At 69.8% G+C, this 21,861-nt stretch carries 18 protein-coding genes; 10 read left to right on the top strand and 8 right to left on the bottom strand.

Going from position 1 to position 21,861, the window contains the following annotated elements; translation table 11 throughout:
• Nucleotides 1–104 precede the first annotated feature (104 nt).
• Nucleotides 105–356 (top strand): hypothetical protein, encoded by a 252-nt coding sequence (locus BLW78_RS04210; RefSeq protein WP_020091998.1) that lies wholly within the window; start codon nucleotides 105–107, stop codon nucleotides 354–356.
• An 82-nt stretch (nucleotides 357–438) separates the two neighbouring features.
• On the opposite strand, the gene BLW78_RS04205 is transcribed toward BLW78_RS04210, so the two are convergent.
• From BLW78_RS04205 to BLW78_RS04195, 3 genes are all read right to left on the bottom strand, one after another.
• Nucleotides 439–1,953 (bottom strand): peptidoglycan L,D-endopeptidase MepK, encoded by a 1,515-nt coding sequence (locus BLW78_RS04205; RefSeq protein WP_091676914.1) that lies wholly within the window; start codon nucleotides 1,951–1,953, stop codon nucleotides 439–441.
• Between the two features lie 142 nt (nucleotides 1,954–2,095).
• Nucleotides 2,096–4,120, bottom strand: coding sequence for a L,D-transpeptidase family protein (locus tag BLW78_RS04200; RefSeq protein WP_091676912.1), 2,025 nt, complete (start codon nucleotides 4,118–4,120; stop codon nucleotides 2,096–2,098).
• A gap of 246 nt (nucleotides 4,121–4,366) precedes the next feature.
• Complete coding sequence (locus BLW78_RS04195) at nucleotides 4,367–5,851, bottom strand: sigma-54-dependent transcriptional regulator (RefSeq protein WP_020092001.1); 1,485 nt, start codon at nucleotides 5,849–5,851, stop codon at nucleotides 4,367–4,369.
• Between the two features lie 250 nt (nucleotides 5,852–6,101).
• Between BLW78_RS04195 and BLW78_RS04190 the strand changes: the two genes are divergently transcribed.
• The 7 genes from BLW78_RS04190 (at nucleotide 6,102) to recJ (ending at nucleotide 15,128) form a co-directional block, all read left to right on the top strand.
• On the top strand, nucleotides 6,102–7,973 hold the full coding sequence (locus BLW78_RS04190; protein WP_091676909.1) for a M3 family oligoendopeptidase: 1,872 nt from the start codon (nucleotides 6,102–6,104) through the stop codon (nucleotides 7,971–7,973).
• A gap of 109 nt (nucleotides 7,974–8,082) precedes the next feature.
• Nucleotides 8,083–9,444, top strand: coding sequence for an ABC1 kinase family protein (locus BLW78_RS04185; RefSeq protein ID WP_020092003.1), 1,362 nt, complete (start codon nucleotides 8,083–8,085; stop codon nucleotides 9,442–9,444).
• Nucleotides 9,445–9,566: 122 nt separating this feature from the next.
• Nucleotides 9,567–9,860 carry an aa3-type cytochrome c oxidase subunit IV gene (locus BLW78_RS04180; protein WP_020092004.1) on the top strand — a complete coding sequence of 98 codons (294 nt, stop codon included), beginning with the start codon at nucleotides 9,567–9,569 and terminating at the stop codon, nucleotides 9,858–9,860.
• 207 nt (nucleotides 9,861–10,067) lie between these two features.
• On the top strand, nucleotides 10,068–11,297 hold the full coding sequence (locus tag BLW78_RS04175) for a Re/Si-specific NAD(P)(+) transhydrogenase subunit alpha (protein WP_091676906.1): 1,230 nt from the start codon (nucleotides 10,068–10,070) through the stop codon (nucleotides 11,295–11,297).
• Nucleotides 11,298–11,321: 24 nt separating this feature from the next.
• Nucleotides 11,322–11,777 (top strand): proton-translocating transhydrogenase family protein, encoded by a 456-nt coding sequence (locus tag BLW78_RS04170; protein WP_020092006.1) that lies wholly within the window; start codon nucleotides 11,322–11,324, stop codon nucleotides 11,775–11,777.
• Nucleotides 11,778–11,781: 4 nt separating this feature from the next.
• Nucleotides 11,782–13,179, top strand: a complete 1,398-nt coding sequence (locus tag BLW78_RS04165) for an NAD(P)(+) transhydrogenase (Re/Si-specific) subunit beta (RefSeq protein ID WP_020092007.1) — start codon at nucleotides 11,782–11,784, stop codon at nucleotides 13,177–13,179.
• A gap of 131 nt (nucleotides 13,180–13,310) precedes the next feature.
• Nucleotides 13,311–15,128 (top strand): single-stranded-DNA-specific exonuclease RecJ, encoded by a 1,818-nt coding sequence (gene recJ, locus BLW78_RS04160; RefSeq protein ID WP_091677205.1) that lies wholly within the window; start codon nucleotides 13,311–13,313, stop codon nucleotides 15,126–15,128.
• A gap of 12 nt (nucleotides 15,129–15,140) precedes the next feature.
• On the opposite strand, the gene BLW78_RS04155 is transcribed toward recJ, so the two are convergent.
• From BLW78_RS04155 to BLW78_RS04145, 4 genes are all read right to left on the bottom strand, one after another.
• A complete protein-coding gene (locus BLW78_RS04155) occupies nucleotides 15,141–15,635 on the bottom strand; it encodes a CAP domain-containing protein (RefSeq protein WP_091676903.1) in 495 nt (164 codons plus the stop codon).
• A gap of 153 nt (nucleotides 15,636–15,788) precedes the next feature.
• On the bottom strand, nucleotides 15,789–16,862 hold the full coding sequence (locus tag BLW78_RS04150) for an HD-GYP domain-containing protein (RefSeq protein WP_091676900.1): 1,074 nt from the start codon (nucleotides 16,860–16,862) through the stop codon (nucleotides 15,789–15,791).
• 109 nt (nucleotides 16,863–16,971) lie between these two features.
• The gene (locus BLW78_RS31280; RefSeq protein WP_170855083.1) at nucleotides 16,972–17,118 is read right to left on the bottom strand and encodes a hypothetical protein; all 147 of its coding nucleotides are present in this window, start codon (nucleotides 17,116–17,118) and stop codon (nucleotides 16,972–16,974) included.
• Nucleotides 17,119–17,516: 398 nt separating this feature from the next.
• Nucleotides 17,517–18,209, bottom strand: coding sequence for a GntR family transcriptional regulator (locus tag BLW78_RS04145; protein WP_020092012.1), 693 nt, complete (start codon nucleotides 18,207–18,209; stop codon nucleotides 17,517–17,519).
• A gap of 478 nt (nucleotides 18,210–18,687) precedes the next feature.
• Here BLW78_RS04145 and oxlT point away from each other — a divergent pair, with 478 nt between their 5' ends.
• A complete protein-coding gene (oxlT, locus tag BLW78_RS04140) occupies nucleotides 18,688–19,965 on the top strand; it encodes an oxalate/formate MFS antiporter (protein ID WP_020092013.1) in 1,278 nt (425 codons plus the stop codon).
• A gap of 113 nt (nucleotides 19,966–20,078) precedes the next feature.
• The gene (locus BLW78_RS04135; RefSeq protein ID WP_091676897.1) at nucleotides 20,079–20,750 is read left to right on the top strand and encodes a class II aldolase/adducin family protein; all 672 of its coding nucleotides are present in this window, start codon (nucleotides 20,079–20,081) and stop codon (nucleotides 20,748–20,750) included.
• 12 nt (nucleotides 20,751–20,762) lie between these two features.
• Here BLW78_RS04135 and BLW78_RS04130 read toward each other — a convergent pair whose 3' ends face one another.
• Nucleotides 20,763–21,695: a methionyl-tRNA formyltransferase gene (locus BLW78_RS04130; protein ID WP_091676894.1), complete on the bottom strand. Its 933-nt coding sequence runs from the start codon at nucleotides 21,693–21,695 to the stop codon at nucleotides 20,763–20,765.
• Nucleotides 21,696–21,861 lie beyond the last annotated feature (166 nt).

Here is a 21,861-nt window from a genome sequence, read left to right as displayed (position 1 = left end):
ACTCGCCTCTTTCTGAGGCGTTCTTCGATTGAACGGGTACGTCCGACGTGCGCCTAATCGGCCCGCGTCGGGTTCAGCATCGCCCGTCAGAAGCGGCCGCCACCATGTCCCACAGCCCATCGCCGCTGTGCCTCGCCGAGACCGAAGCGGTCGCGGCTGTCCCGAGCGTCGCCGTCCGCGCCTATCTCGCTCTCGTCGCCGGTCTCGGCGGTGTCGTCACGGCCGTGATGCTGATGATGTCGGTCGCGGCCAACAGCGGCAGCGAGGCGGAGCGCATCTCGGCGACGCAGGAAGACAGCTACGCGACCACGCTGGTCGGCGCGCTGGCGGTCAACCTGTCCAAGCCTCTGCGCTGAGCGCGTATCCGGCGTCGACCGCCCCGGGTGGCCCGGCCCACTGCGCGGCTCCGATGCGGACGTCCTGACGACGACGGTCGAATCACCGCGCCCCCGACACGGCCCGTGCGGCCGAGCCGGTGAAACGGGTCGGCAGGTCGTCGCCGGGGCTGCGGGGGCTGAAGCGCGTGGTGACCCGATCGGGCGCGGCGCCGACCACCGCGTCGGGCGCGGCACCGCGCAGGCGCGTGGCGGCCACGTGCACGGGCGTGGCGCGGCTCGCCGGGGCAGCGCCCGGGCCGGCCGATACGGAGTCGAACAGGGCGCGCAGTTGCGCCTTGGCATCCGCGTCCGGAGCCACGAGGGAGCGGGCGCGAGCCGGAACCGCCGCCGCCGGCTTGTCGAGGGCGCGGATCTCGGCCGCCGGCGCGAGGTTGGCCATCCCGCGCTCCAGCGCCGCGAACTGCACAGGGCGGGGCGGCGGCAGGGGCATGTTCAGGCTCGCCGCGACGGCGGCCATATCGGCGGGGCGCCGCGGCGGGAGCGGTGCCGTGACGGCGGTCACGGTATCGTCGACGGCGACCGGCTGACTGGCGGTCAGGAGCGCCTTGGCGTCGGCGGGCCTGGTGTCGGAGGGCTTGGTCTCGGCGCCTTTCGCCTGCGCCCGCTCGGCCAGCGAGCCGCGCAGGGCGTCGTCGGCCGCGGGCGCCGCGTAGGCGAGGGCCGCGCGCGCGCCCGCCGGATCCTGCGGATCGGCGCTCGCCACGGCGACGACGGGCGCGCGCCGCGATTTCCGCGCCGTCTCCACCGGAGCCGGCGCCGGCGCGGGCTCCGGTGCCGAGCGCCCGCCGCCGAACAGGCTGGCCAGGAAGCCGAACAGGCCGGGCCCGTCCTCCTCCTCGCCGCTGGCCATCTGCGTCGTGAGGCCCGCCACGGTACCGCCGCGGGCCAGGATCTCGGCCTTGGCCTCCTCGTAGCGGGGAAAGGGGCGGTTGTCGCTCGGGAGCAGGACGGTCTTGCCGTCCGGGAAGAGGCGGGCGAGCTGGTCGTGGGTCATGCGCGGCCACATCCGCACCGAACCCACGTCGAGGTGCACGAACGGCGTTCCGGCATGGGGGTACCAGCCGACGCCGCCCCGCTGCATCCGGAGGCCGACCTCTCGGATCCGGTCGATCGACACGTCCGGCAGGAAGAAGTCCATCGCCTTGCCGAGCATGTGCTGGCTGTACTCGGCCACCATCCTGGAGCGGCGGCGCAGCATCGCGTTGGTGCCCGGGGAGCGGTAGGCCGACACGACGTGGATCGGCTGCGTCGCGCCGACCTGGCGATAAGCCTCCCAGACCGTATCGAACAGCCGCGGGTCCATCTTGGTCGGCTCGTTGACCCGCCAGTCGCGCAGGAGCCAGTTCAGCTGCTCGAGGGCCGCGCGGTCGTAGCGACCATCGCGCTTGAACGTGATGGTCGCGCTCTCCTGCGTGTGGGTGTGGTAGATCGACAGGGACCGGGTGTCGCCGTTGGCGACCGCGTCCTCGGTCTCGGCCGTCCCGGCGATCAGTCCGAGCGCGAGGCCGGACAGGGCGAGGGTGACGTGGCGAAGGGCGCGCGGGAGACTGGGCACGACGGTCCTGATCCTCTCCCGACAGCCTGACCCGACGCCTGTTGAACCGGGTTCGCGACCGAAACGGCTAAGGCTCGACCGTGGCGAAATCGTGCCCGGCTGTGCGGCCGCGCACCTGAAAGTTGCTGGTGGCGCGGGTGGGCTACCACCACCCGCGCGGCGCCGCCTGCTGCGGCGCGGGCGTCCAGAGGCCGGGCTCGCCGTATTCCGGCGCGCTGTCGGCACGGGCGGCGCGACGCTGGGCGCGGCGCGGCGTCTCCGCCTCCTCGTAGCGCCCGCCCGGCCACGCGTCGGCATCCGCGACCGGCCGCTCGGGCGCGCGGCGATGGACGGTCCGGGGCGCGGGCAGCTTCGGGGCGCGCTCGGCCTTGCGCCGCGGCGGCTCGTCCGGGAGCCGCGCGATCGCCGGCCCGCCGCCGGCGGGCAGCCCGAGGGCCGCGCGCATCGGCGCGTCGTAGCCGTAGAGATCCGGAAGGGTGCGGTAGGCGCCGCCGTCGTCCACGAAGGCGGTGAAGTAGGCGAGGTGGACTGGCAGCTTCTCCGGCAGCCGGATGGTGCGCTCGCCCTTGCCGATCAGCTTCTTCAGCCGATCCGCGGACCAGTTCGGCAGCACCGCGTCGGCGAGGCGGAACGGGTCGTCGACGCGGACGCAGCCGTGGCTGAAATCGCGCTTCGCGGCGGAGAACAGCGAGCGGTTCGGCGTGTCGTGCAGGTAGACCGCGTGCTGGTTCGGGAACATGAACTTGATGAAGCCGAGCGCGTTGCGCTCCCCCGGGGGCTGACGCAGCGAGATGTGCCCGCCGCGACGGACGACCTCGTAGCCGCCCCAGGTCTTGCCGCCGTAGCCGGCGAGCTTCGGCGCCATCGTCTTCAGGATCGACGGCGGGACGTACCAGGACGGGTTGACGACCGCGTACTCCATCATCCCGGAGAACAGCGGCGTGCGCGATTCCGGCTTGCCGACGATGACCCGCGCCTCGTCGCGCATTACACCGCCCCGGTAGGCGCGCAGGCGATATTCCGGCACGTTGACGAGGATGTAATCCGGTCCCAGATCGCCCGGAAGCCAGCGCCACCGCTCCATGTTGACGATGAGTTCGGCCTCACCGCCCGTCGGGCGCGCCGTGCGGCCGGCATCGGCGAGGGCGAGCACCGTCTGGACGTTCAGGACGCCGTTCCCAGGTAGGCCGCGGCCGCGCTGGAACTTGGCCACCGCGTCGGCGACCACGGAATCGTACTCCTCCGGCTCGCCGGGCCCCTTGTCCAGGGTCGCGGCCGGACGGCTCTCGAGGTTGAAATGTGCCCGCAGCAGCGGGACGCGGGCATCGCGCATGCCGACGCGCAGGGCCGGCCCGGCCGGGAGGCGCAGCGGCTTCACCGCGGTCGGCGCGGGTCCCCGCAGGGTGGCGAGCCGCGCCTTCAGCGCGAGATAGCCCGGAGTCGCCGGGTTGTAGGCCTGCAGTGCCTCGCCGGCCTTCGCGCCGGCCTCGTCGAGCTTCGCCAGGACATCGTTGCCGGCCGGCAGATCGAGGTGCGGGGTGATCAGCCGCGAGATCGAGGCCAGGTTGATCCGGCCGCCGCGGGCGTCCCGGGCATAGAGAACCGCCGCCGCGGACAGGCGCAGATCGGCGTCGGCGACCGCCTTCTCGTCCGGTTTGTCGGCGAGCGCCGGGACCGTGTAGGCGCGGGGGTCGAGCCCGTCCTCGGCGGCGGCCGCCAGCCGCGCCGACACCGCCTTCGCGGCGTCGGTCCAGGCCCCGCCGGAGATCCAGAGCGGCTTGAAGCTGCGGGCCTCGTAGAAGCTCCGGATCGCGTCGCGGTCCTTGCCGGCGAGGCGGAGCAGCAGGGGCGCGGCATCCGCGAACCGGGCGAAGATTGCGGCGCCGAGCGGGTCCGTCGGGGCGACCGGGGCCGCCGCGGCGGGAGCCGGGGACGGCTCGGCCGCCGGCGCCTCAGGCTTGTAGTCGGGAAGGGCGGTCGCGGCGGGCGCCGACGGGTCCGCCGGCGCGGGCGCCGCCGGCCCCGGCGCGGCAGCGGGCGGGGTCGCGGGGACATCGGTGGCCGGCTGGTCCAGCGCGGCCGTCGCGGCGCGGAGGGAGCCGGCCGGTGCCAGCGTGCCGCCGAGAAGGGCGGCCAGCGCGATGAGGCTGGAGCGCGGGACGCGCATCGTGATCTCCCGGGGCGCGGCGGCAGGACCGCACGCTCAGATTGTGATTATCCGCGCAAGCGTGGCTTTGAGCAACCGCAGTTATCGCGAATAGAGGCTCGGTCCTGCAGATGAATGTGTCATTTCTAATGCTGCTCAGCTTACGATCCGCTCAATCATCTGCCGGCGCGATGCAGCAGGGCCGAGAATTTCAGCGACCGTGGCCGAAACGAATGCGCGCGGTGCGCTAGCGCACGCCGCGCTCGATCAGGCCGCGTCCTCGGTTTTATCGTCCTCCTCCAGCCCCAGATCCTTGAGCTTGCGGTAGAGGGTGGAGCGTCCGATGCCGAGGCGGCGCGAGACCTCGGACATCCGCTGCCGGTAGAATTGGAGCGCGAAGCGGATAATCTCCGCCTCCAGGACGTCCATCGGCTTCATCTCGCCGGTCTCCTCGGCGACGAGCGACATGGCGTGCGGGTCGCGGACCTCGACGCGGACGATCTCCCGCACCGGTTCGGGGGCGTAGGCCGGCATCTGCGGCTGGACCGGCGCTGCCGGGATCCGCACGTCGAAGCCCTCGACCTGCGCGGCGATCTGGGGGAATTCGGAGACCGTCAGCTCGTCGCCGTCCGCCAGCACGACGGCGCGGAACAGGGCGTTCTCCAGCTGCCGGACGTTACCCGGCCAGGGATAGCGCGTGAGCAGGGCCATGGCCTCCGGGCTGATCGCCCGAACGCGCTTGCCTTCCTCGGCCGAGAACCGCGCGCAGAACGAGCGGACGAGGTCCGGGATGTCCTCGCGGCGCGCCCGCAGGGGCGGCAGCGTCATCGGGAAGACGTTCAGGCGGTAGTAGAGATCCTCGCGGAACTTACCCTGCTTCACGAGGTCGAGCAGCGACCGGTTCGTCGCCGAGACGAGCCGGATGTCCACCCGCACCGAGCGCTTGCCGCCGACGGGATCGACCTCGCCCTCCTGGAGGGCCCGGAGCAGCTTCACCTGCGCGTCGAGGGGCAACTCACCGATCTCGTCCAGGAACAGGGTCCCGCCCGAGGCCTCGACGAACTTGCCGGCGTGCTTCTCGGTGGCGCCGGTGAACGCCCCCTTCTCGTGGCCGAACAGGGTGGATTCCACCAGGTTCTCCGGGATCGCCCCGCAATTGACGGTCACGAACGGCTTGCCGCGCCGGTCGCCGGACCCCTGGATCGCCCGGGCCAGGACCTCCTTGCCGACGCCGGACTCGCCCTCGATCAGAACGGGGATGTTCGACTTCGCCGCCCGCTCGGCGAGGCGAATCACCCGCTCCATGTCGGGGCTCTTCGAGGTGAGATCCTTGAAGGTGAGCGCCCCGGAGGCGCGGCGGCGCATGCGGCGCACCTCCTCCTCGAGCGTGTCGACCCGCAGGGCATTCTTGATTGAGACCTGGAGCCGCTCCGCGCCCGCCGGTTTGACCACGAAATCCACGGCACCGGCCCGCATGGCGCTGACCACCGTGTCGATGGAGCCGTTGGAGGTCTGGACGATGACCGGCGTGGCGAGGCCGCTCTTGCGCATCTCGGCCAGGACACCGAGCCCGTCGAGCCCCGGCATCACGAGGTCGAGGAGCACGACATCCGCACCCTCGGATCGCAGCAGGGTCAGCGCGTCCGCACCGGTCTCGGCGATCCGCGCCTCGAAGCCGAAACGGCGCACGGCCGCCTCGGCCAGGCGCCGCTGGACCGGATCGTCATCCACGATGAGCACGGTGGCGGACATGGCGGCTCCCTGAACGGCGCGCGAAGGCCGGACACGCGACGCGGGCTCGACCCGGTCGCGGCCTTCCGATTCGGCGACTGTTTCGTTTCGAGCCGTAGGGTGACCGACAGTCGTAAAGTGCCGCTTAACGACGTTTGCGCCGCGTCGTCACCGATCGCGCGCCGGTCCGACGGTCCCTCCGCGTTGAACGCGTGGCGGCACGCTCGATATCAGGGTACGGGGCCGGAGCCCTTGGAGAGGATCGCACACCATGATGCCGAGCCACACCGCCTCGCCGGTGACTGTCCGCCTGCCGGAGGGCGTGAGTGCCGCGCGCGCCGCCGCGAAGGCTGCCGACCTCGGCCATCTTCCGGAATGGGACCTCACGGATCTCTATTCCGGCCTCGATGATCCGAACTTCTCCGGCGACATGACCCGCGCCGAGGAGGAGTGCCGCCGCTTCTCCGAGACCTACGCCGGCCGGATCGCGGAGCTCGCCGCGGGCCCGGACGCGTCCGCGCGGCTGGCCGAGGCGGTGCGCGCCTACGAAGGCATCGAGGACCTGCTGGGCAAGCTCATGTCCTTCGCGGGTCTCGTCTATTCCGGCGACACCACCGACGAGGCGCGCGCCAAGTTCTACGGCGACACCCGCGAGCGGCTGACCAGCGCCTCGGCGGATCTCCTCTTCTTCGCCCTGGAGCTGAACCGCGTCGACGATACGGCCATGAACGCCGCGATGGCCGAAGGGCCGCTCGCCCACTACGCCCCGTGGATCGAGGACCTGCGGCGGGAGAAGCCGCACCAGCTCGACGATCGCACCGAGAAGCTGTTCCTCGAGAAGTCGGTCACGTCGAACGCCGCCTGGGACCGGCTGTTCAACGAAACGATCGCCGCGCTGCGCTTCACCGTGCAGGGCGAGGAGATGCCGCTGGAGCCGACGCTCAACAAGCTTCAGGATCCGGACGGCGCGGTCCGCAAGGAGGCGGCCGGCGCGATCAGCGCGGTCCTGCGCGGTCAGCTGCGGGTGTTCACGCTCATCACCAACACGCTGGCGAAGGACAAGGAGATCAGCGACCGCTGGCGCGGGTTCAAGGACGTCGCGGACGCGCGCCACCTGTCGAACCGGGTCGAGCCCGAGGTGGTGGAAGCCCTCGTCGACGCCGTGCGGGCGGCCTATCCCCGCCTGTCCCACCGCTACTACACGCTCAAGGCGAAGTGGTTCGGGCAGGAGGCGCTGCCCTACTGGGACCGCAACGCGCCGCTGCCCCGCGTCGAGCAGCGCACGATCCCGTGGACGGAGGCCCGCGACACGGTGCTGTCCGCCTACGACGCCTTCTCTCCGAAGATGGCGGGGATCGCGCGGCGCTTCTTCGACGAGCGCTGGATCGACGCGCCGACCCGTCCCGGCAAGGCGCCGGGCGCCTTCGCGCATCCGACCGTGCCCTCCGTCCACCCCTATGTGCTGGTCAACTACCAGGGCAAGCCGCGGGACGTGATGACGCTGGCGCACGAGTTGGGCCACGGCGTCCACCAGGTGCTCGCCGGGCCGAACGGCGCCCTCATGGCGCCGACGCCCCTGACGCTGGCCGAGACGGCGAGCGTCTTCGGCGAGATGCTGACCTTCCGTCGGCTCCTGGCCGCGACCACGGACACGACCCAGCGCCGGGCCATGCTCGCCGCCAAGGTCGAGGACATGATCAACACGGTGGTGCGCCAGATCGCCTTCTACTCGTTCGAGCGGAAGGTCCATCTCGCCCGCGCCAAGGGCGAGCTGACCACCGATCAGATCAACGCGCTGTGGCTGTCCGTCCAGGCAGAATCGCTCGGTCCGGCGATCACGCTGGATTCCGGCTACGAGCCGTTCTGGGCCTACATCCCGCACTTCATCCACTCGCCGTTCTACGTCTACGCCTACGCGTTCGGCGACTGCCTGGTGAACTCGCTCTACGGCGTCTACGCCCGGGCGGAGGACGGCTTCGTGGACCGCTACTTCGCTTTGCTCGCGGCCGGTGGCTCGAAGCCATACGGCGAGCTGCTCGCGCCCTTCGGCCTCGACGCCAAGGACCCAGGCTTCTGGCAGATCGGGCTCGGCATGATCGAGAGCATGATCGTCGAGCTCGAGAGCATGGAAGGACAGGCCTGAGCCGAGCGCCGCGGACCCCGTCGACCCCCGCGGCGCAGGGACCCACGCCCCTGGTTCGCGGCCGGGGGCGGCTTATCTGCGCATCATCGTCAGACAAGCAGATCGAGTGATGGCCGAGACCGACCGCGAAGCCAACCGCTTTTCCGCCCGCGCCGGGCGCTACGCCAGCGTGGGCGCCAACGTCGGCGGCGTCGCCGCCCGGATGGCCGTGGCACGGCTGTTCGGAAAGGAGGGCACCACCAACGCCGCCGCTCTGGCGCAGGCGCTGGGCGGCCTGAAGGGCCCGATCATGAAGGTGGCCCAGCTGCTGGCCACCGTTCCGGACCTGCTCCCGCCCGAATACGCGACCGAGCTGCAGAAGCTTCAGGCGGACGCCCCGCCGATGGGCGCGGCCTTCGTCCGGCGCCGGATGCAGTCGGAGCTCGGCGCCGGCTGGCAGGAGCGCTTCGGCAGCTTCGACCTCAAACCCGCGGCGGCGGCCTCGCTGGGCCAAGTCCATCGCGCGACCACCAAGGACGGCGAACGTCTCGCCTGCAAGCTCCAGTACCCGGACATGCAGTCGGCCGTGGAGGCCGACCTGAAGCAGCTGGAGGTCGCGTTCGCGCTGCACCGCCGGATGAACACGTGGCTCGACACGCGCGAGATCGCGAAGGAGATCGGCGCCCGGGTGCGCGAGGAGCTCGACTACGAGCGCGAGGCCAAGCACGCGGCGCTCTACGGGGCCGTGCTGAAGGACATCGCGGCGGTGCGCGTGCCGCGCGTCTTTCCGGAGCTCTCGACGAAGCGTCTGCTCACGCTCGGCTGGCTCGACGGGGACAAGATCCTGGGCTTCGCCGACGAGCCGGTCGAGGTGCGCAACCGGATCGCCCAGGCGATGTTCAAGGCATGGTGGCACCCGTTCAGCCGGGCAGCGGTGATCCACGGCGACCCGCATCTGGGCAATTACACCGTGTTCTCGGACGCCGGCGAGGCCGCGGGAATCAACCTGCTGGACTACGGCTGCGTCCGGATCTTCCATCCGCGCTTCGTCGGCGGCGTCGTGGATCTCTACCGCGGCCTGTTGGAGAACGACGATGCCCGCATCGTCCACGCCTACGAGGTCTGGGGATTCAAGGATCTCGACAAGGAGAAAATCGAGATCCTGAACATCTGGGCCCGCTTCATCTACGGGCCGCTGCTCGAAGACCGTACCCGCACCGTCGCCGACGGCGTGAAGCCGGGGGAGTACGGTCGCCGACAGGCCTTCCAGGTCCATCAGGCCCTGAAGGAGCGCGGGCCCGTGACTGTCCCGCAGGAATTCGTCTTCATGGATCGCGCGGCCGTAGGGCTGGGCGCCGTGTTCCTCCACCTCAGATCTGAGCTCAACTACCACCGGTTGTTCGAGGCCGAGATCGAGCATTTCTCGCTCGACGAACTCACGAAACGCCAGGGCCGGGCACTCACCGAAGCCGGTCTGCCGAAACCGGCCTGATTCGACGCGAAGATCCACCGGGAGAGCGATCAACTTGCGTGCGTCCGATTGCGGCAGGTAAACGCTTGAGCTACATCCGACCGCGACCGCAAGAAGTCGCGTCTTAGGGAAACGAGCGCACGATGGCCGAGAGTGACACGGTGGCCGGGCACACCTACAGCCCGGCGATGGACGCGACGACGCACGAGCAGACCTATCGCGGATTTGTCCGGTTCGTCGAAATCGCCACTGGCGTCGTCATCTGCTGGGTGCTGGCCCTCGCCATCGGCGGGATCCGCGAGGCGTGGCTGCTGGCCATCGTCGGCGTGATCGCCTCCGGAGCCGCGGGTGCGGTGGGCGCCCTCGCGCCGGCCGTGGGGTGGAAGGCCCCGCTGGTCGTCGGCATTCTCCTGGTCCTCTACCTGTTCTTCGCCTGAGAGGGCCGTGGGCGGCGGCGTCGAGCGTCGCCGCGGATGACGAACCCGCTCGCGTTCGCCGAGCGGGACGCTGACACATTGTTGGCAATTAAATTGGGCGCAAGTTACATTCCTGCCGCATCCATCGCGGTATCGTAGATCCGCCTCTCGAAAAGCTGCGCCGGTTCGCGCATTCGAAAGGCCGAGCTTTTCCAGGGGAACCCTCGCATGCGCATTGCTGTGCTGTCCGAGACGGACTCCGCGGAGCCGCGCGTCGCCGCGGTTCCTGAGACCGTCAAGAAGTTCAAGACTCTCGGTGCCGAAGTCGTGGTGCAGTCCGGGGCCGGTCAGAAGGCCGGAATCCTGGACTCCGAGTACGAGGCCGCCGGCGCTAGCATCGCTGGGAGCGCCGCCGATGCTGCCGGGGATGCCGACCTCGTGCTCAAGGTGAGGCGCCCGAGCGCCGAGGAGCTGCCGCAGCTGAAGCGCGGCGCCACCGTGATCGCGATCATGGACCCCTACGGCAACGAGGACGCCCTCAAGGCGATGGCCGAGGCCGGGATCGACGGCTTCGCCATGGAGCTGATGCCCCGCATCACCCGCGCGCAGGTGATGGACGTCCTGTCCTCGCAGGCCAATCTCGCCGGCTACCGCGCGGTCGTCGACGGCGCCGCCGAGTACGGGCGGGCCATGCCGATGATGATGACCGCCGCCGGCACCGTGCCGGCCGCCCGCGTCTTCGTCATGGGCGTCGGCGTGGCCGGCCTCCAGGCCATCGCGACAGCCCGCCGGCTCGGCGCGGTCGTCACCGCCACCGACGTCCGGCCCGCCACCAAGGAGCAGGTCGAATCGCTCGGCGCCAAATTCGTCGCCGTCGAGGACGACGAATTCAAGCAGGCCGAGACGGCCGGCGGTTACGCCAAGGAGATGTCGGCCGAGTACCAGAAGAAGCAGGCGGAGCTGGTCAAGGGCCACATCGCCAAGCAGGACATCGTCATCACCACCGCGCTGATCCCGGGCCGGCCGGCGCCGAAGCTCGTCTCCGAGGAGATGGTGGCGTCGATGAAGCCGGGTTCGGTCCTCGTCGATCTCGCGGTGGAACGCGGCGGCAACGTCGCCGGCGCCAAGGCCGGCGAGGTCGTCACGAACGATCGCGGCGTGAAGATCGTCGGCCACGTCAACGTGCCGGGGCGGCTCGCCGCCACCTCGTCGAGCCTCTACGCGCGCAACCTCTACGCCTTCGTCGAGACCCTGATCGACAAGGAATCGAAGGCGCTGGCCATCAACTGGGACGACGAGCTGGTGAAGGCCACGAACCTCACCCGCGACGGCTCGGTCGTCCACGCATCCTTCCAGCCCAAGACCGATGGCGCAGCCTCGGAAGCCGCCTCCGTGGGGCTGGCCAAGTCGGAGGCCAGCAAGGCGTCCGGTGCGGCCACCCCGGAAGGCGCGCAGTGAAGCCTGGCCGAGAGGAGTAGCAGAATGGCAAACGTCATCGTCCCTCCCGATCAGGCGGCCGATCAGGCCCGCGTGCTAGCCGACGCCGCGCGCGCCGCGGCCGCGGTGGCGCGCAACGCCGCCGACCAGGCGCAGGTCATCGCCGACGGCATGGGCCACGGGCTCAGCGCCGCCACCGGCGGCGCGGTCGATCCGACCGTGTTCCGGCTCGCGATCTTCGTGCTGGCGATCTTCGTCGGCTACTACGTGGTCTGGTCGGTGACCCCGGCCCTGCACACCCCGCTCATGTCGGTGACCAACGCGATCTCGTCGGTGATCATCGTCGGCGCGATCCTGGCGGTCGGCGTTCCGCTGATCGAGAAGGGCACGGGCCTCGCCCGGTTCTTCGGCTTCATCGGCATCGTACTCGCCAGCGTGAACATCTTCGGCGGCTTCCTCGTCACGCAGCGCATGCTCGGCATGTACAAGAAGAAGGGCTGAGCCGGTGTCAGAGAACGTCTCCTCTCTTCTCTATATCGTCGCCGGCGTCCTGTTCATCATGGCGCTGCGGGGGCTCTCGCACCCCACGACCTCCCGGCAGGGCAACCTGTACGGCATGGTCGGCATGGGGCTCGCCATCCTGACCACGCTGGTCGGCCACCCGCCGGCGGGTGCCGGCGCCTGGATCCTCGTCCTGCTGGGCTTAGGGCTCGGCGGCGGCGCCGGCGCGGTGATCGCCAAGCGCGTGCCGATGACCGCGATGCCGCAGCTCGTGGCGGCCTTCCACTCGCTGGTCGGCCTCGCGGCCGTCTTCGTGGCCGCGGGCGCCCTCTACGCACCGCAGGCGTTCGGCATCATCGAGAACGGGCACTTCCACAAGCAGTCGCTGTTCGAGATGGGTCTCGGCGTGGCCATCGGCGCCATCACCTTCACCGGCTCGGTGATCGCCTTCGCCAAGCTCGACGGGCGCATGTCCGGCAAGCCGATCATGCTGCCTCAGCGCCACCTCATCAACGCGCTGCTGGCCGCCGGCCTCGTGCTGCTGATCGCCCTGTTCATCGGCACCGAGTCGAAGGCGATCTTCTGGCTGATCGTCATCGCCTCGCTGGTGCTCGGCGGCCTGATCATCATCCCGATCGGCGGCGCCGACATGCCGGTGGTCGTGTCGATGCTCAACTCGTACTCGGGCTGGGCGGCGGCCGGGATCGGCTTCACCCTGGGCAACCTCGCGCTGATCATCACCGGCTCGCTGGTCGGGTCCTCGGGCGCGATCCTGTCCTACATCATGTGCCACGCGATGAACCGGTCGTTCATCTCGGTGATCCTCGGCGGCTTCGGTGGCGACACCGCCGCGGCCGGCACCGGCCAGGTCGAGACCCGGCCCGTGAAGCAGGGTTCGGCCGACGACGCGGCCTACATCATGAAGAACGCCGAGCGGGTCATCATCGTCCCGGGCTACGGCATGGCGGTCGCCCAGGCGCAGCACTCCCTGCGCGAGATGGCCGACATGCTGAAGAAGGAGGGCGTCGACGTGAAGTACGCCATCCACCCGGTGGCGGGCCGCATGCCGGGCCACATGAACGTGCTGCTCGCCGAGGCCAACGTGCCCTACGACGAGGTCTTCGAACTGGAGGACATCAACGGTGAGTTCCCGCAGGCGGACGTCGCCTTCGTGATCGGCGCCAACGACGTCACCAACCCGGCCGCCAAGACCGACAAGGCCTCGCCGATCTACGGCATGCCGATCCTCGACGTGGAGAAGGCCAAGACCGTGCTGTTCATCAAGCGCGGCATGGGCTCCGGCTACGCGGGTGTCGAGAACGAGGTGTTCTTCCGCGACAACACCATGATGCTGTTCGGCGACGCCAAGAAGGTCGTGGACAGCGTGCTGAAGTCGCTCTGAGACCCAGGTCTCCGGCAGCGTCGAGGGGCGGGCAGCGATGCCCGCCCTTTCTCGTTGTGGCGATCGGGTTCGCCGTCGCTGTTGCGGCGGGGCGCAAGATTCCCCGCGCCGGCCGGTGTAGAGTGGCGCCCGTGTCGTCCGCTCCACTCCTCGCCGAATTGCCGCCCTTCCTGGGTGTGGCCGCCTCCGTGACCGGCCGGCGCTGGCAGGAGCGCTGCGGCGGCGCGGCCGTCCAGAATCACATCGCCAAGATGGTCCAGGCCCACGGCCTGCCGGAACTGCTGGCCCGGGTGCTCGCGGGACGCGGGATCGTACCGGAGGCGGCGCCCCGCCACCTCGCGCCGCGCCTGCGGGACCTGATGCCGGATCCGGACACGCTGCTCGACATGGAGGCAGCCGTCCGCCGACTCGTTCGGGCGGTGAAGCGCGGGGAGACCGTGGCGGTCTTCGGCGATTACGACGTCGACGGCGCCGCAAGCGCGGCCCTGCTCGCCGGATACCTCCGCGAGCTGGGTTTGCGCGCGCCGATCCACATTCCCGACCGGATCACCGAGGGCTACGGACCCAACATCGCGGCGATCACCGCGCTCGCGGCCGAGGGCGCGACGCTCCTCGTCTGCGTCGATTGTGGGACGAGCGGCCACGCGCCCCTGGAGGAGGCCGAGAAATCCGGCCTGGACGTGATCGTCCTCGACCACCACGCGGCCTCCGAGGTGCTCCCGCCGGCTCGCGCCGTGGTCAACCCGAATCGCCTCGACGACCTCTCGGGCCTCGGCCATCTCTGCGCCGCCGGCATCGTGTTCCTGACCCTGGTCGCGCTGAACCGCGCCCTGCGGCAGGACGGCTTCTTCGGCGGCCATCGTCCCGAACCGCAGCTCACCGACGCCCTCGATCTCGTCGCCCTGGCGACCGTTGCCGACGTCGTGCCCCTCACGGGCCTCAACCGGGCCTTCGTGACCCAGGGCCTCACGGTGATGCGCCATCGCGGCCGCACCGGGCTCGCGGCGCTGCTGGACGCCGCCTCGCTCGGCGAGCCGCCGGAAGCCTGGCACCTCGGCTTCGTCCTCGGGCCGCGCATCAATGCCGGGGGCCGCATCGGCGATTCGGCACTGGGCGCCCGCCTGCTGACCACGGCGGACCCGAGCGAGGCGGCCCGGATCGCCGCCGACCTCGATCGGCTGAACCGCGAGCGCCAGGCGATCGAGGCGCAGGCCGTCCAGGAGGCCGAGGCCGAGATGGACCGGGCGCTGACGCTGGATCCGGCCCGCACCGTGCTGGTGACCGCCAGCGCCGAGTGGCACCCCGGCATCGTCGGCCTCATCGCCTCGCGGTTGAAGGAGCGCTTCAACCGCCCGGCCTTCGCGTTCGCGATCCGCCCGGACGGCACCGCCACGGGCTCTGGGCGCTCGATCCCGGGCGCGGATCTCGGGCTCGCGGTCCGCGCCTGCGTCGAGGCCCGGCTCGCCAGCAAGGGCGGCGGCCACGCCATGGCGGCCGGCGTCACCGTGCGGGCCGATGACATCCCGCGCTTCGAGGCGCACCTGGCGATACTGCTCGGGGCGAGCGTCGCGGTGGCCCGCGCGGCCGACGCCCTGCTGATCGACGGCGGCCTCAGCGCCGGCGGCGCCACCGCGGAGGCAGTCCGGCTGCTGCAGCAGGCCGGCCCGTTCGGCCAGGGCGCGCCCGAGCCGCTCTTCGCGCTGGGCCGGCATCGCCTCGTCGATGCCGGCGTGGTCGGCTCGAACCATGTCAGGGCGCGACTGCGCAGCCGCGACGGTCAGGTGGTCGGGGCGATCTGCTTCCGCGCGGCCGAACGGCCGCTCGGCCTCGCCCTCCTGAACGGGATCGGCCGGGAGATGCACGTGGCCGGGACCCTGTCCTGCGACCGCTGGCGCGGCGCCGAGCGGGCCCAGCTCCGGATCGTTGATCTCGCGCCGTCCGAACCCTGAGACGCCCCGGCGTCAGGTCCCGGCCATCACGAGCGCCCAGAAGCGCTTGTACCGCGTCGTGGGTGCATCGACCCGGGCGATCCCGATCCTGCGGATCTGCGGGAGCAGCATGTTCTTGTTGTGCTCGGGGCTCGCCTTCCAGCGGGCGAGCACCTGTTCCAGGGTCTCGGAGCCGGCGCTGAGATTCTCGGCTGCCCAGGATCTCGCGAGACCGGCCGACGCCATGCGCGAGGTGAAGCTGCCGCCGACATCGTGGCTGAGCTGGCCGCGGCGGGCGTTGTTACCGGCCTGGAAGGCCGCCGCCTTCACGAGAGCCGGATCGACCACGACCGGGCTCAGGCCGTGCTGGACCCGGTAGGCCGAGATCGCCGCGGCGGCCGCGACCTCGTCGAGCACGGCGGTGTGCGTCGCGTTCTCGCCAGAGGACTCGGGCAGGACGGAGAGACCGCCGCACCCGGCGAGGGCCAGCAGGAGGGCGGCGGCGATGGCGCGACTGAGTTTGGGCACGGTCCGAACGGCGTTGCGTGAGACGGGATCGCTTCCCTCCGGCGCGGTTGCGGCGAAAGCGCGGCGCGCGGCGCGCCGGCAGGATCCCGCCGACCGGCGTGGCGCCAGAGCCACGCCCGGCCGCGGATCAGGCCGCGAATTCAAGCTGCGGATTCAGGCCGCCAGGGCGCTGCCTTTGAGCATGGAGGGCGCGAAGGCCCGCAGGAGATCCGGATCCAGATGCCCGGCGCTGTCCGTCATGATCGACAGCGCCTCGGCGGGCGAGGCGGGCTGCCGATAGGTCCGCCGCTCGGTCAGCGCGGAGAACACGTCGCAGATTGTCACGATGCGCACGAGGTCGGAGATCGCGGGGCCGGACAGCCGATCGGGATATCCTTTCCCGTCCAGACGCTCGTGGTGGTGGCGGACCACGTCGATCACCGCGTCCTCGAAATCGCCGTGCGCCCGGAGCAGATCGGCGCCGATGTCGGGATGGCGCTGCATCAGCCGCAATTCCTCGGCGTTGAGCGGCCCCGGCTTGTTGAGGATCTCCACGGGGATGCGCGCCTTGCCGATGTCGTGCAGGAGCGCCGACCGCACCAGCAGTGCGAGATCGGTCTGACCGAGCCCGATCTGCGAGCCGAACGTGGCGGCATGGCCCGCGACGCCGAGGGTGTGCTGATAGACGCCGATCTCGTGGCGCCAGACCTCGGCAAGCCACTCGGAGATCTCGACCTCGGAGATGGCCGCCAGAACGAGTTCGGTCCCGCGATCCGCGTCGGCGCGCTGCAGCCGGGCCCCGAGGGCGGCGCTGTCGAAGATCTCGGCGACGACGGCGGTCGCGCCCGAGACGCGCTCCAGGAGCCGGCGCTGCCGCAGCTCTGCGGACCGCGTCGCCTCCTCGATCATGGCGAAGACGTTCGCCAGAACGAGTTGCCGGGGCGAGGCGGCCGGCAGCTGACGCAGATAGCGGGTAGCCGGCATGGGTTCGCCGCGCACGAGGACGAGGCGCGGAACCGGCGGTCCGTGGTGGGGGAGGGTCGACTGCACTCTGGCGGTATGGGCCGGCGGCAGGTCGAGGATGACGAGGTGCGGGCGGCCTGACGGTAGCGGCGCGCCGGGCGGGATCGCCCAGCAGTTCATCACGAGCGCGATGGCACGCTCAAGGGCCGATCGTTCGGACGGGCGGTCCGATACGAGGAGGACGAAGGGGCCGTCCGAGAAAACCGAGGCTGCGCCGAGGGCCAACGCGGTAGCTCCTCGCCCGCACGGTCAACGATCGGTTCACCCTACGCGTAAAATTTGAGGAAAGCGTTACCCCTACGCACTCTCTGGTATCGCGGATCCAGCACTGACTTCAGGCGAGCTTTGCGTTCGCGACGTCGGCGGTCGGCTCGACAGTGTCTCGGGCACGGTCGGCGGAGAGGAAGTCCGCGAACTTGACGGTGAGCAGCGCCTGGCAGGCGGCGAAGGCGACAAAGATGGCGAGGAAGCTGGCGATCATCGGATTCTCCGGCGCGGTCTGGAACCGCCTCATGTTGCGACGCAATGCGTGCCATGCTGCTGCGCAACTTGGTATGCCAGATTACGAATACCGATTATGTCGGACATGCATAGGGCGCGCAGATCGAGCCCACAAAGTTCGGACTGATGCCCAGTCATGCATAGAAATGCACAACTGACCGGCTTCGCAAGGTCGTGGCCTCGCCGAAAATGTTCTGCAGCGCATCAACGCTTGCGCGCGATTTATATTCAGGCGCGCGCTGAGCTCGCGTGATAGCCGGCGCGGCGATGGAGAGGTCTTCCCGAGCGCCGCTCGCGCCCTTGGCCCATCATCATGCCGCAGAGGCACGAGGTGTCGTCCGCGCCGGACGATCCGTCAGGCGAGGACTGAACGGTCGCTCAATCCAGATAATCGCCGTAGGTGTCGACGTGCTGCGCGAGGCCCAGACCGTGCTCGCGCACGAGTCTCTCGGCCAGATCGGCATCACGGGCTTCGAGCGCCGAGATGATGGCGACGTGCTCCCGGATGGAGCGCTCCGCCCGATCGCCCTGCCGGAGCGCGGTGCTGCGGATGCCGCGCACGTGCATGAGCAAATTGCTGGTCAGATCGGCGATCGCCTCGCAGTGACCCAGCGCGATGATCCGCTGATGGAATCGGATGTTCGCGTCCGAATACTCGTCCATGTGTTCGGACGGCTGGCCCTCGAAGAACTCGGGGAAAGATTCGCGCAGTGAGCGGAGCTGGCCGTCGGTGGCGCGCGCGCAGGCGAGTCGTGCCGCCATGCTCTCCAGCGCCGTCCAGGCGTGGATCATGCTGACGATCTCGCGCTTGTTCTTCTTGATCACGAAGACGCCGCGCCGGGCCTCGGAGCGGACGAAGCCTTCCTGCTCCAGAACCGTCAGGGCCTCCCGCACCGGGGTGCGGCTGACACCGAGATCCTGCGACAGCTTGCGCTCGTCGAGTCGCACCTCGTCCGGACGCCCGTAGATGTCCATGTTGGTGATGGCCGTCTTGAGCGCCTCGTAGGCCAATGTCCGGAGACTGGAGCTGGCGACGATGGGCTTCACGCTCAGCGGTTCGGAATTCGACATCCCTCGTCCAGTCAGCTCACACGCATGATGTCTCGCACGCATTCTCTGTCGTGCGCTCTCAAACGACCTAACCCAAACCTTTGCGAGATCCTAGTCGATCGCGGAGCGGTCCCACAGACCTGTGACCATTGCCGGCGCTCGGCACCTGAAAAATTGGCCGCGGCGCGGCCATCACCCGTCGCCTAGCGAGATACGTTCGGGAAGGCGATTTAATCCCCGGTCGCAAACCTGTGTTTTTTTGCAGGTTTGATTGACACCCCGGGATTAAATCAGCACCATCTTGCTGGCATACCGTCGACCATCGGACATCAAGGCCGACTCGGCGACGGATGCTGCTGTACTGCAGAGATTATTTGCCTGCGGGCCAAGAATTTTTCGAAGAATTCCGATCACGTTGTTCTGACAAGCTGCGCCGTGGCAGGGCATAAGCCCGGCTCGAGCGCGAACGCCGACAAGAATACTGCCAAGAGGGAACGGTATGTCCGAGATCGTCAAACCGGTTGGGCGCGGCCGCTGGCTGCAACTCGCCTTCGGCGTCGTCTGCATGTGCATGATTGCAAACATGCAGTACGGCTGGACCTTCTTCGTGAGCCCGATGCAGGAGCGGCACGGCTGGGATCGCGCGGCGATCCAGGTGGCGTTCACGCTGTTCGTCGTCACCGAGACGTGGCTGGTCCCGATCGAGGGCTGGTTCGTGGACAAGTACGGCCCGCGCATCGTCACGCTGTTCGGCGGCCTGCTCTGCGCCGTCGCGTGGGTGATCAATTCCTACGCGGACTCGCTCACCGTGCTCTACATCGCGGCCGCGATCGGCGGCACCGGTGCAGGCGCGGTTTACGGTACCTGCGTGGGCAACTCGCTGAAGTGGTTCCCCGACCGCCGCGGCCTGGCCGCCGGCATCACCGCCATGGGCTTCGGCGCGGGTTCGGCACTCACGGTCGTGCCGATCCAGGCGATGATCAAGTCCCAGGGCTACGAGGCGGCCTTCTTCTACTTCGGGATCGGGCAGGGCGTGATCGTCATGCTGATCGCCCTGTTCCTGCGCGCGCCGGCCAAGGGCCAGGTTCCGGAAGTCGCCCGGGTCAGCCAGTCGAAGCGGGACTACAAGCCCTCCGAGATGGTCCGCACCCCGATCTTCTGGGTCATGTACGCGATGTTCGTCATGATGGCCGCCGGCGGCCTGATGGCCACCGCGCAGCTCGGCCCGATCGCCAAGGACTTCAAGATCGCCGACGTCCCGGTCTCGCTCCTGGGGATCACGCTGCCGGCGCTGACCTTCGCGGCCACGCTCGACCGGGTTCTCAACGGCGTGACGCGTCCGTTCTTCGGCTGGGTCTCCGACCATATCGGCCGCGAGAACACGATGTTCCTGTCCTTCGCGATCGAGGGCCTGGGCATCTACGCGCTGAGCCAGTTCGGCCAGAATCCGATCGCCTTCGTGCTGCTGACCGGTCTCGTGTTCTTCGCGTGGGGCGAGATCTACTCGCTGTTCCCGGCGACCTGCGGCGACACGTTCGGCTCGAAGTACGCGGCGACCAATGCCGGGCTGCTCTACACGGCCAAGGGCACCGCGGCGCTGATCGTTCCCTACACCAGCGTGCTCACGACCATGACCGGAAGCTGGCACACGGTATTCCTCGCGGCCGCGGCCCTCAACATCCTCGCGGCCCTGCTGGCGCTGTTCGTCCTCAAGCCGATGCGCGCCGCCTACACCAAGAAGCCCGAGGCGGGCCTCGCGCCGGTGCTGGCGCAGTAGCAGGCCCCGATCGCTCGGCGCCGCGGCGCCGAACCGAAGCGAATGAGCCCGGCGCCGTCTTTACGGCGCCGGGCTTCCTGCATACCGGGAACCGGGCCTTCCGGAGATCGGGCATGGACAGGGACGAGCGGATCGCGCGCGAGGGCGTCGTGGCGGCGGCGCGGGCACTCGACGCACAGGGGCTGAACCGCGGCACGTCGGGCAATGTCTCGGTGCGCTTCCGCGACGGGCTCCTGATCACCCCGTCGGGCGTGCCCACGGATCGGATCGAACCGGACGACGTGGTCCGGATGGGTCTCGACGGCACCCACGCGCCGGATCGGAAGCCGTCATCGGAATGGCGCTTCCACCGGGACATCCTCGCGTCCCGTCCGGAATTCCACGCGGTGGTCCACGCGCATCCGGTCTACTGCACCGCCTTCGCGATCTGCGGAGAGGCCATCCCGGCGGTCCACTACATGATCGCGGCCTTCGGCGGCCCGACGGTACGCTGCGCGCCCTACGCGCCCTACGGCACCGCGGAACTCTCGGACCTCGCCCTCGCGGCGCTCGTCGACCGCAACGTCTGCCTCCTCGCCAATCACGGCATGATCGCGGCCGGGGCGAGCCTGGAGAAGGCCCTGTGGCTCGCCGTCGAGCTGGAGACGCTCTGCCAGCAATACGCCGTCGCGCGGCAGATCGGGACGCCGATCATCCTGTCCGACGACGAGATCGGCACGACGGTCGAGCGCTTCCGCGGCTACGGTCTGAATGCGGCGCGGCCGACCGCGCCGGTGACGACCTGACGCGCGGGTGACCTAGCGCCCGAGAAACTGACCGACCGCCAGCCCGGCCTCCCGGGCGTACTCGGCGGCCGCGACCTTCTTGCCGCCCTCCGCCTTGACCTTGCGGATCTCGAGCCGCCCGCCCTGCGCGCAGACGCTGAAGCCCTCGGCGTCGACGGCGATCACCTCGCCGGGCTTGCCGACGACGTCGGCGAGCTTGCGGATCCGATGCAGGCCGCAGTCGAAGATCTGGAGCTTCTTGCCGTCGTGCGTGGTCCAGGCACCGGGCGCCGGGTTCGCCGCGCGGATCAGGTTGTAGATCTGCTCGGCGTGGGCCGACCAGTGGATCTCCGCCTCGGCGCCGCGGAACCAGCCCTCGTAGCTCGCGGCGTCCTCGTCCTGATCGATCTCGACATGCTGGCCGGCCACGACGAGGTCGGCCGCCTCGAGCATGGCCTCGACGCCCATCGGGAACAGGTTGTCGAAGTAGACGTCGCCCAGGGTCGCGTCGGCGCCGATCGGGCAGGATTTCTGCAGGATCACCGGCCCCTCGTCGAGGCCGTCGGTGGGCCGGAAGATCGTCAGGCCGGTCTGCAACTCGCCCCGGGCGATCGGCCAGTTGATCGAGGAGGGGCCCCGGTAACGCGGCAGCAGGCTCGGATGATACTGGATGGTGCCGTGCTTCGGGATGTTGACGAAGCTCTGCGGCGCGAACTGGAGCACGTAGGCCATGATGCCGATATCGGCGTTCAGGCCGCGCATCGCGTCCTCGGCCTCGGGGCTCTTCAGGCTGGGGAACTGGAAGACCGTCAGCCCCTTCTCGACGGCCGCCGTCTTGAGGACATCCGGCTTGGCGCCGGGCTTCTCAGGCGCGCAGAACACCGCCGCAACCTCATCGCCTCGTTTGAGGAACGCCTCCAGGACCGCTTTTCCGAAATCCTGTTGACCGATGAAGGCGATGCGCATGCAGGCTCCTGGGTGTCATCCGGACCCTGAGCGGGGCCGGGGAGAAACAAACCGAACGCGGGCTCGGCGGCGCGACCGTGCCCCGGCTGTCGAACGGCGTCACCCGGAATCCGGGGCCGCGCTTCACGCACGCCCCCGGATTGTAACATCGGCGCTCCGGGATCTC

The sequence above is a fragment of the Methylobacterium sp. 275MFSha3.1 genome (assembly GCF_900108435.1).
Lineage (GTDB): Bacteria > Pseudomonadota > Alphaproteobacteria > Rhizobiales > Beijerinckiaceae > Methylobacterium.
Note: the sequence above shows the minus strand (reverse complement) of the source record. Positions and strands in the feature narration are given on the sequence as shown.

Coding starts and splice junctions, on each gene's coding strand:
- BLW78_RS31280 (WP_170855083.1), bottom strand. CDS start 17,118: ATGATCGCCAGCTTCCTCGCCATCTTTGTCGCCTTCGCCGCCTGCCAG.
- BLW78_RS04200 (WP_091676912.1), bottom strand. CDS start 4,120: ATGCGCGTCCCGCGCTCCAGCCTCATCGCGCTGGCCGCCCTTCTCGGC.
- BLW78_RS04195 (WP_020092001.1), bottom strand. CDS start 5,851: ATGTCCGCCACCGTGCTCATCGTGGATGACGATCCGGTCCAGCGGCGC.
- BLW78_RS04145 (WP_020092012.1), bottom strand. CDS start 18,209: ATGTCGAATTCCGAACCGCTGAGCGTGAAGCCCATCGTCGCCAGCTCC.
- oxlT (WP_020092013.1), top strand. CDS start 18,688: ATGTCCGAGATCGTCAAACCGGTTGGGCGCGGCCGCTGGCTGCAACTC.
- BLW78_RS04135 (WP_091676897.1), top strand. CDS start 20,079: ATGGACAGGGACGAGCGGATCGCGCGCGAGGGCGTCGTGGCGGCGGCG.
- BLW78_RS04175 (WP_091676906.1), top strand. CDS start 10,068: ATGCGCATTGCTGTGCTGTCCGAGACGGACTCCGCGGAGCCGCGCGTC.
- BLW78_RS04190 (WP_091676909.1), top strand. CDS start 6,102: ATGATGCCGAGCCACACCGCCTCGCCGGTGACTGTCCGCCTGCCGGAG.
- BLW78_RS04185 (WP_020092003.1), top strand. CDS start 8,083: ATGGCCGAGACCGACCGCGAAGCCAACCGCTTTTCCGCCCGCGCCGGG.
- BLW78_RS04130 (WP_091676894.1), bottom strand. CDS start 21,695: ATGCGCATCGCCTTCATCGGTCAACAGGATTTCGGAAAAGCGGTCCTG.
- BLW78_RS04180 (WP_020092004.1), top strand. CDS start 9,567: ATGGCCGAGAGTGACACGGTGGCCGGGCACACCTACAGCCCGGCGATG.
- BLW78_RS04210 (WP_020091998.1), top strand. CDS start 105: ATGTCCCACAGCCCATCGCCGCTGTGCCTCGCCGAGACCGAAGCGGTC.
- BLW78_RS04170 (WP_020092006.1), top strand. CDS start 11,322: ATGGCAAACGTCATCGTCCCTCCCGATCAGGCGGCCGATCAGGCCCGC.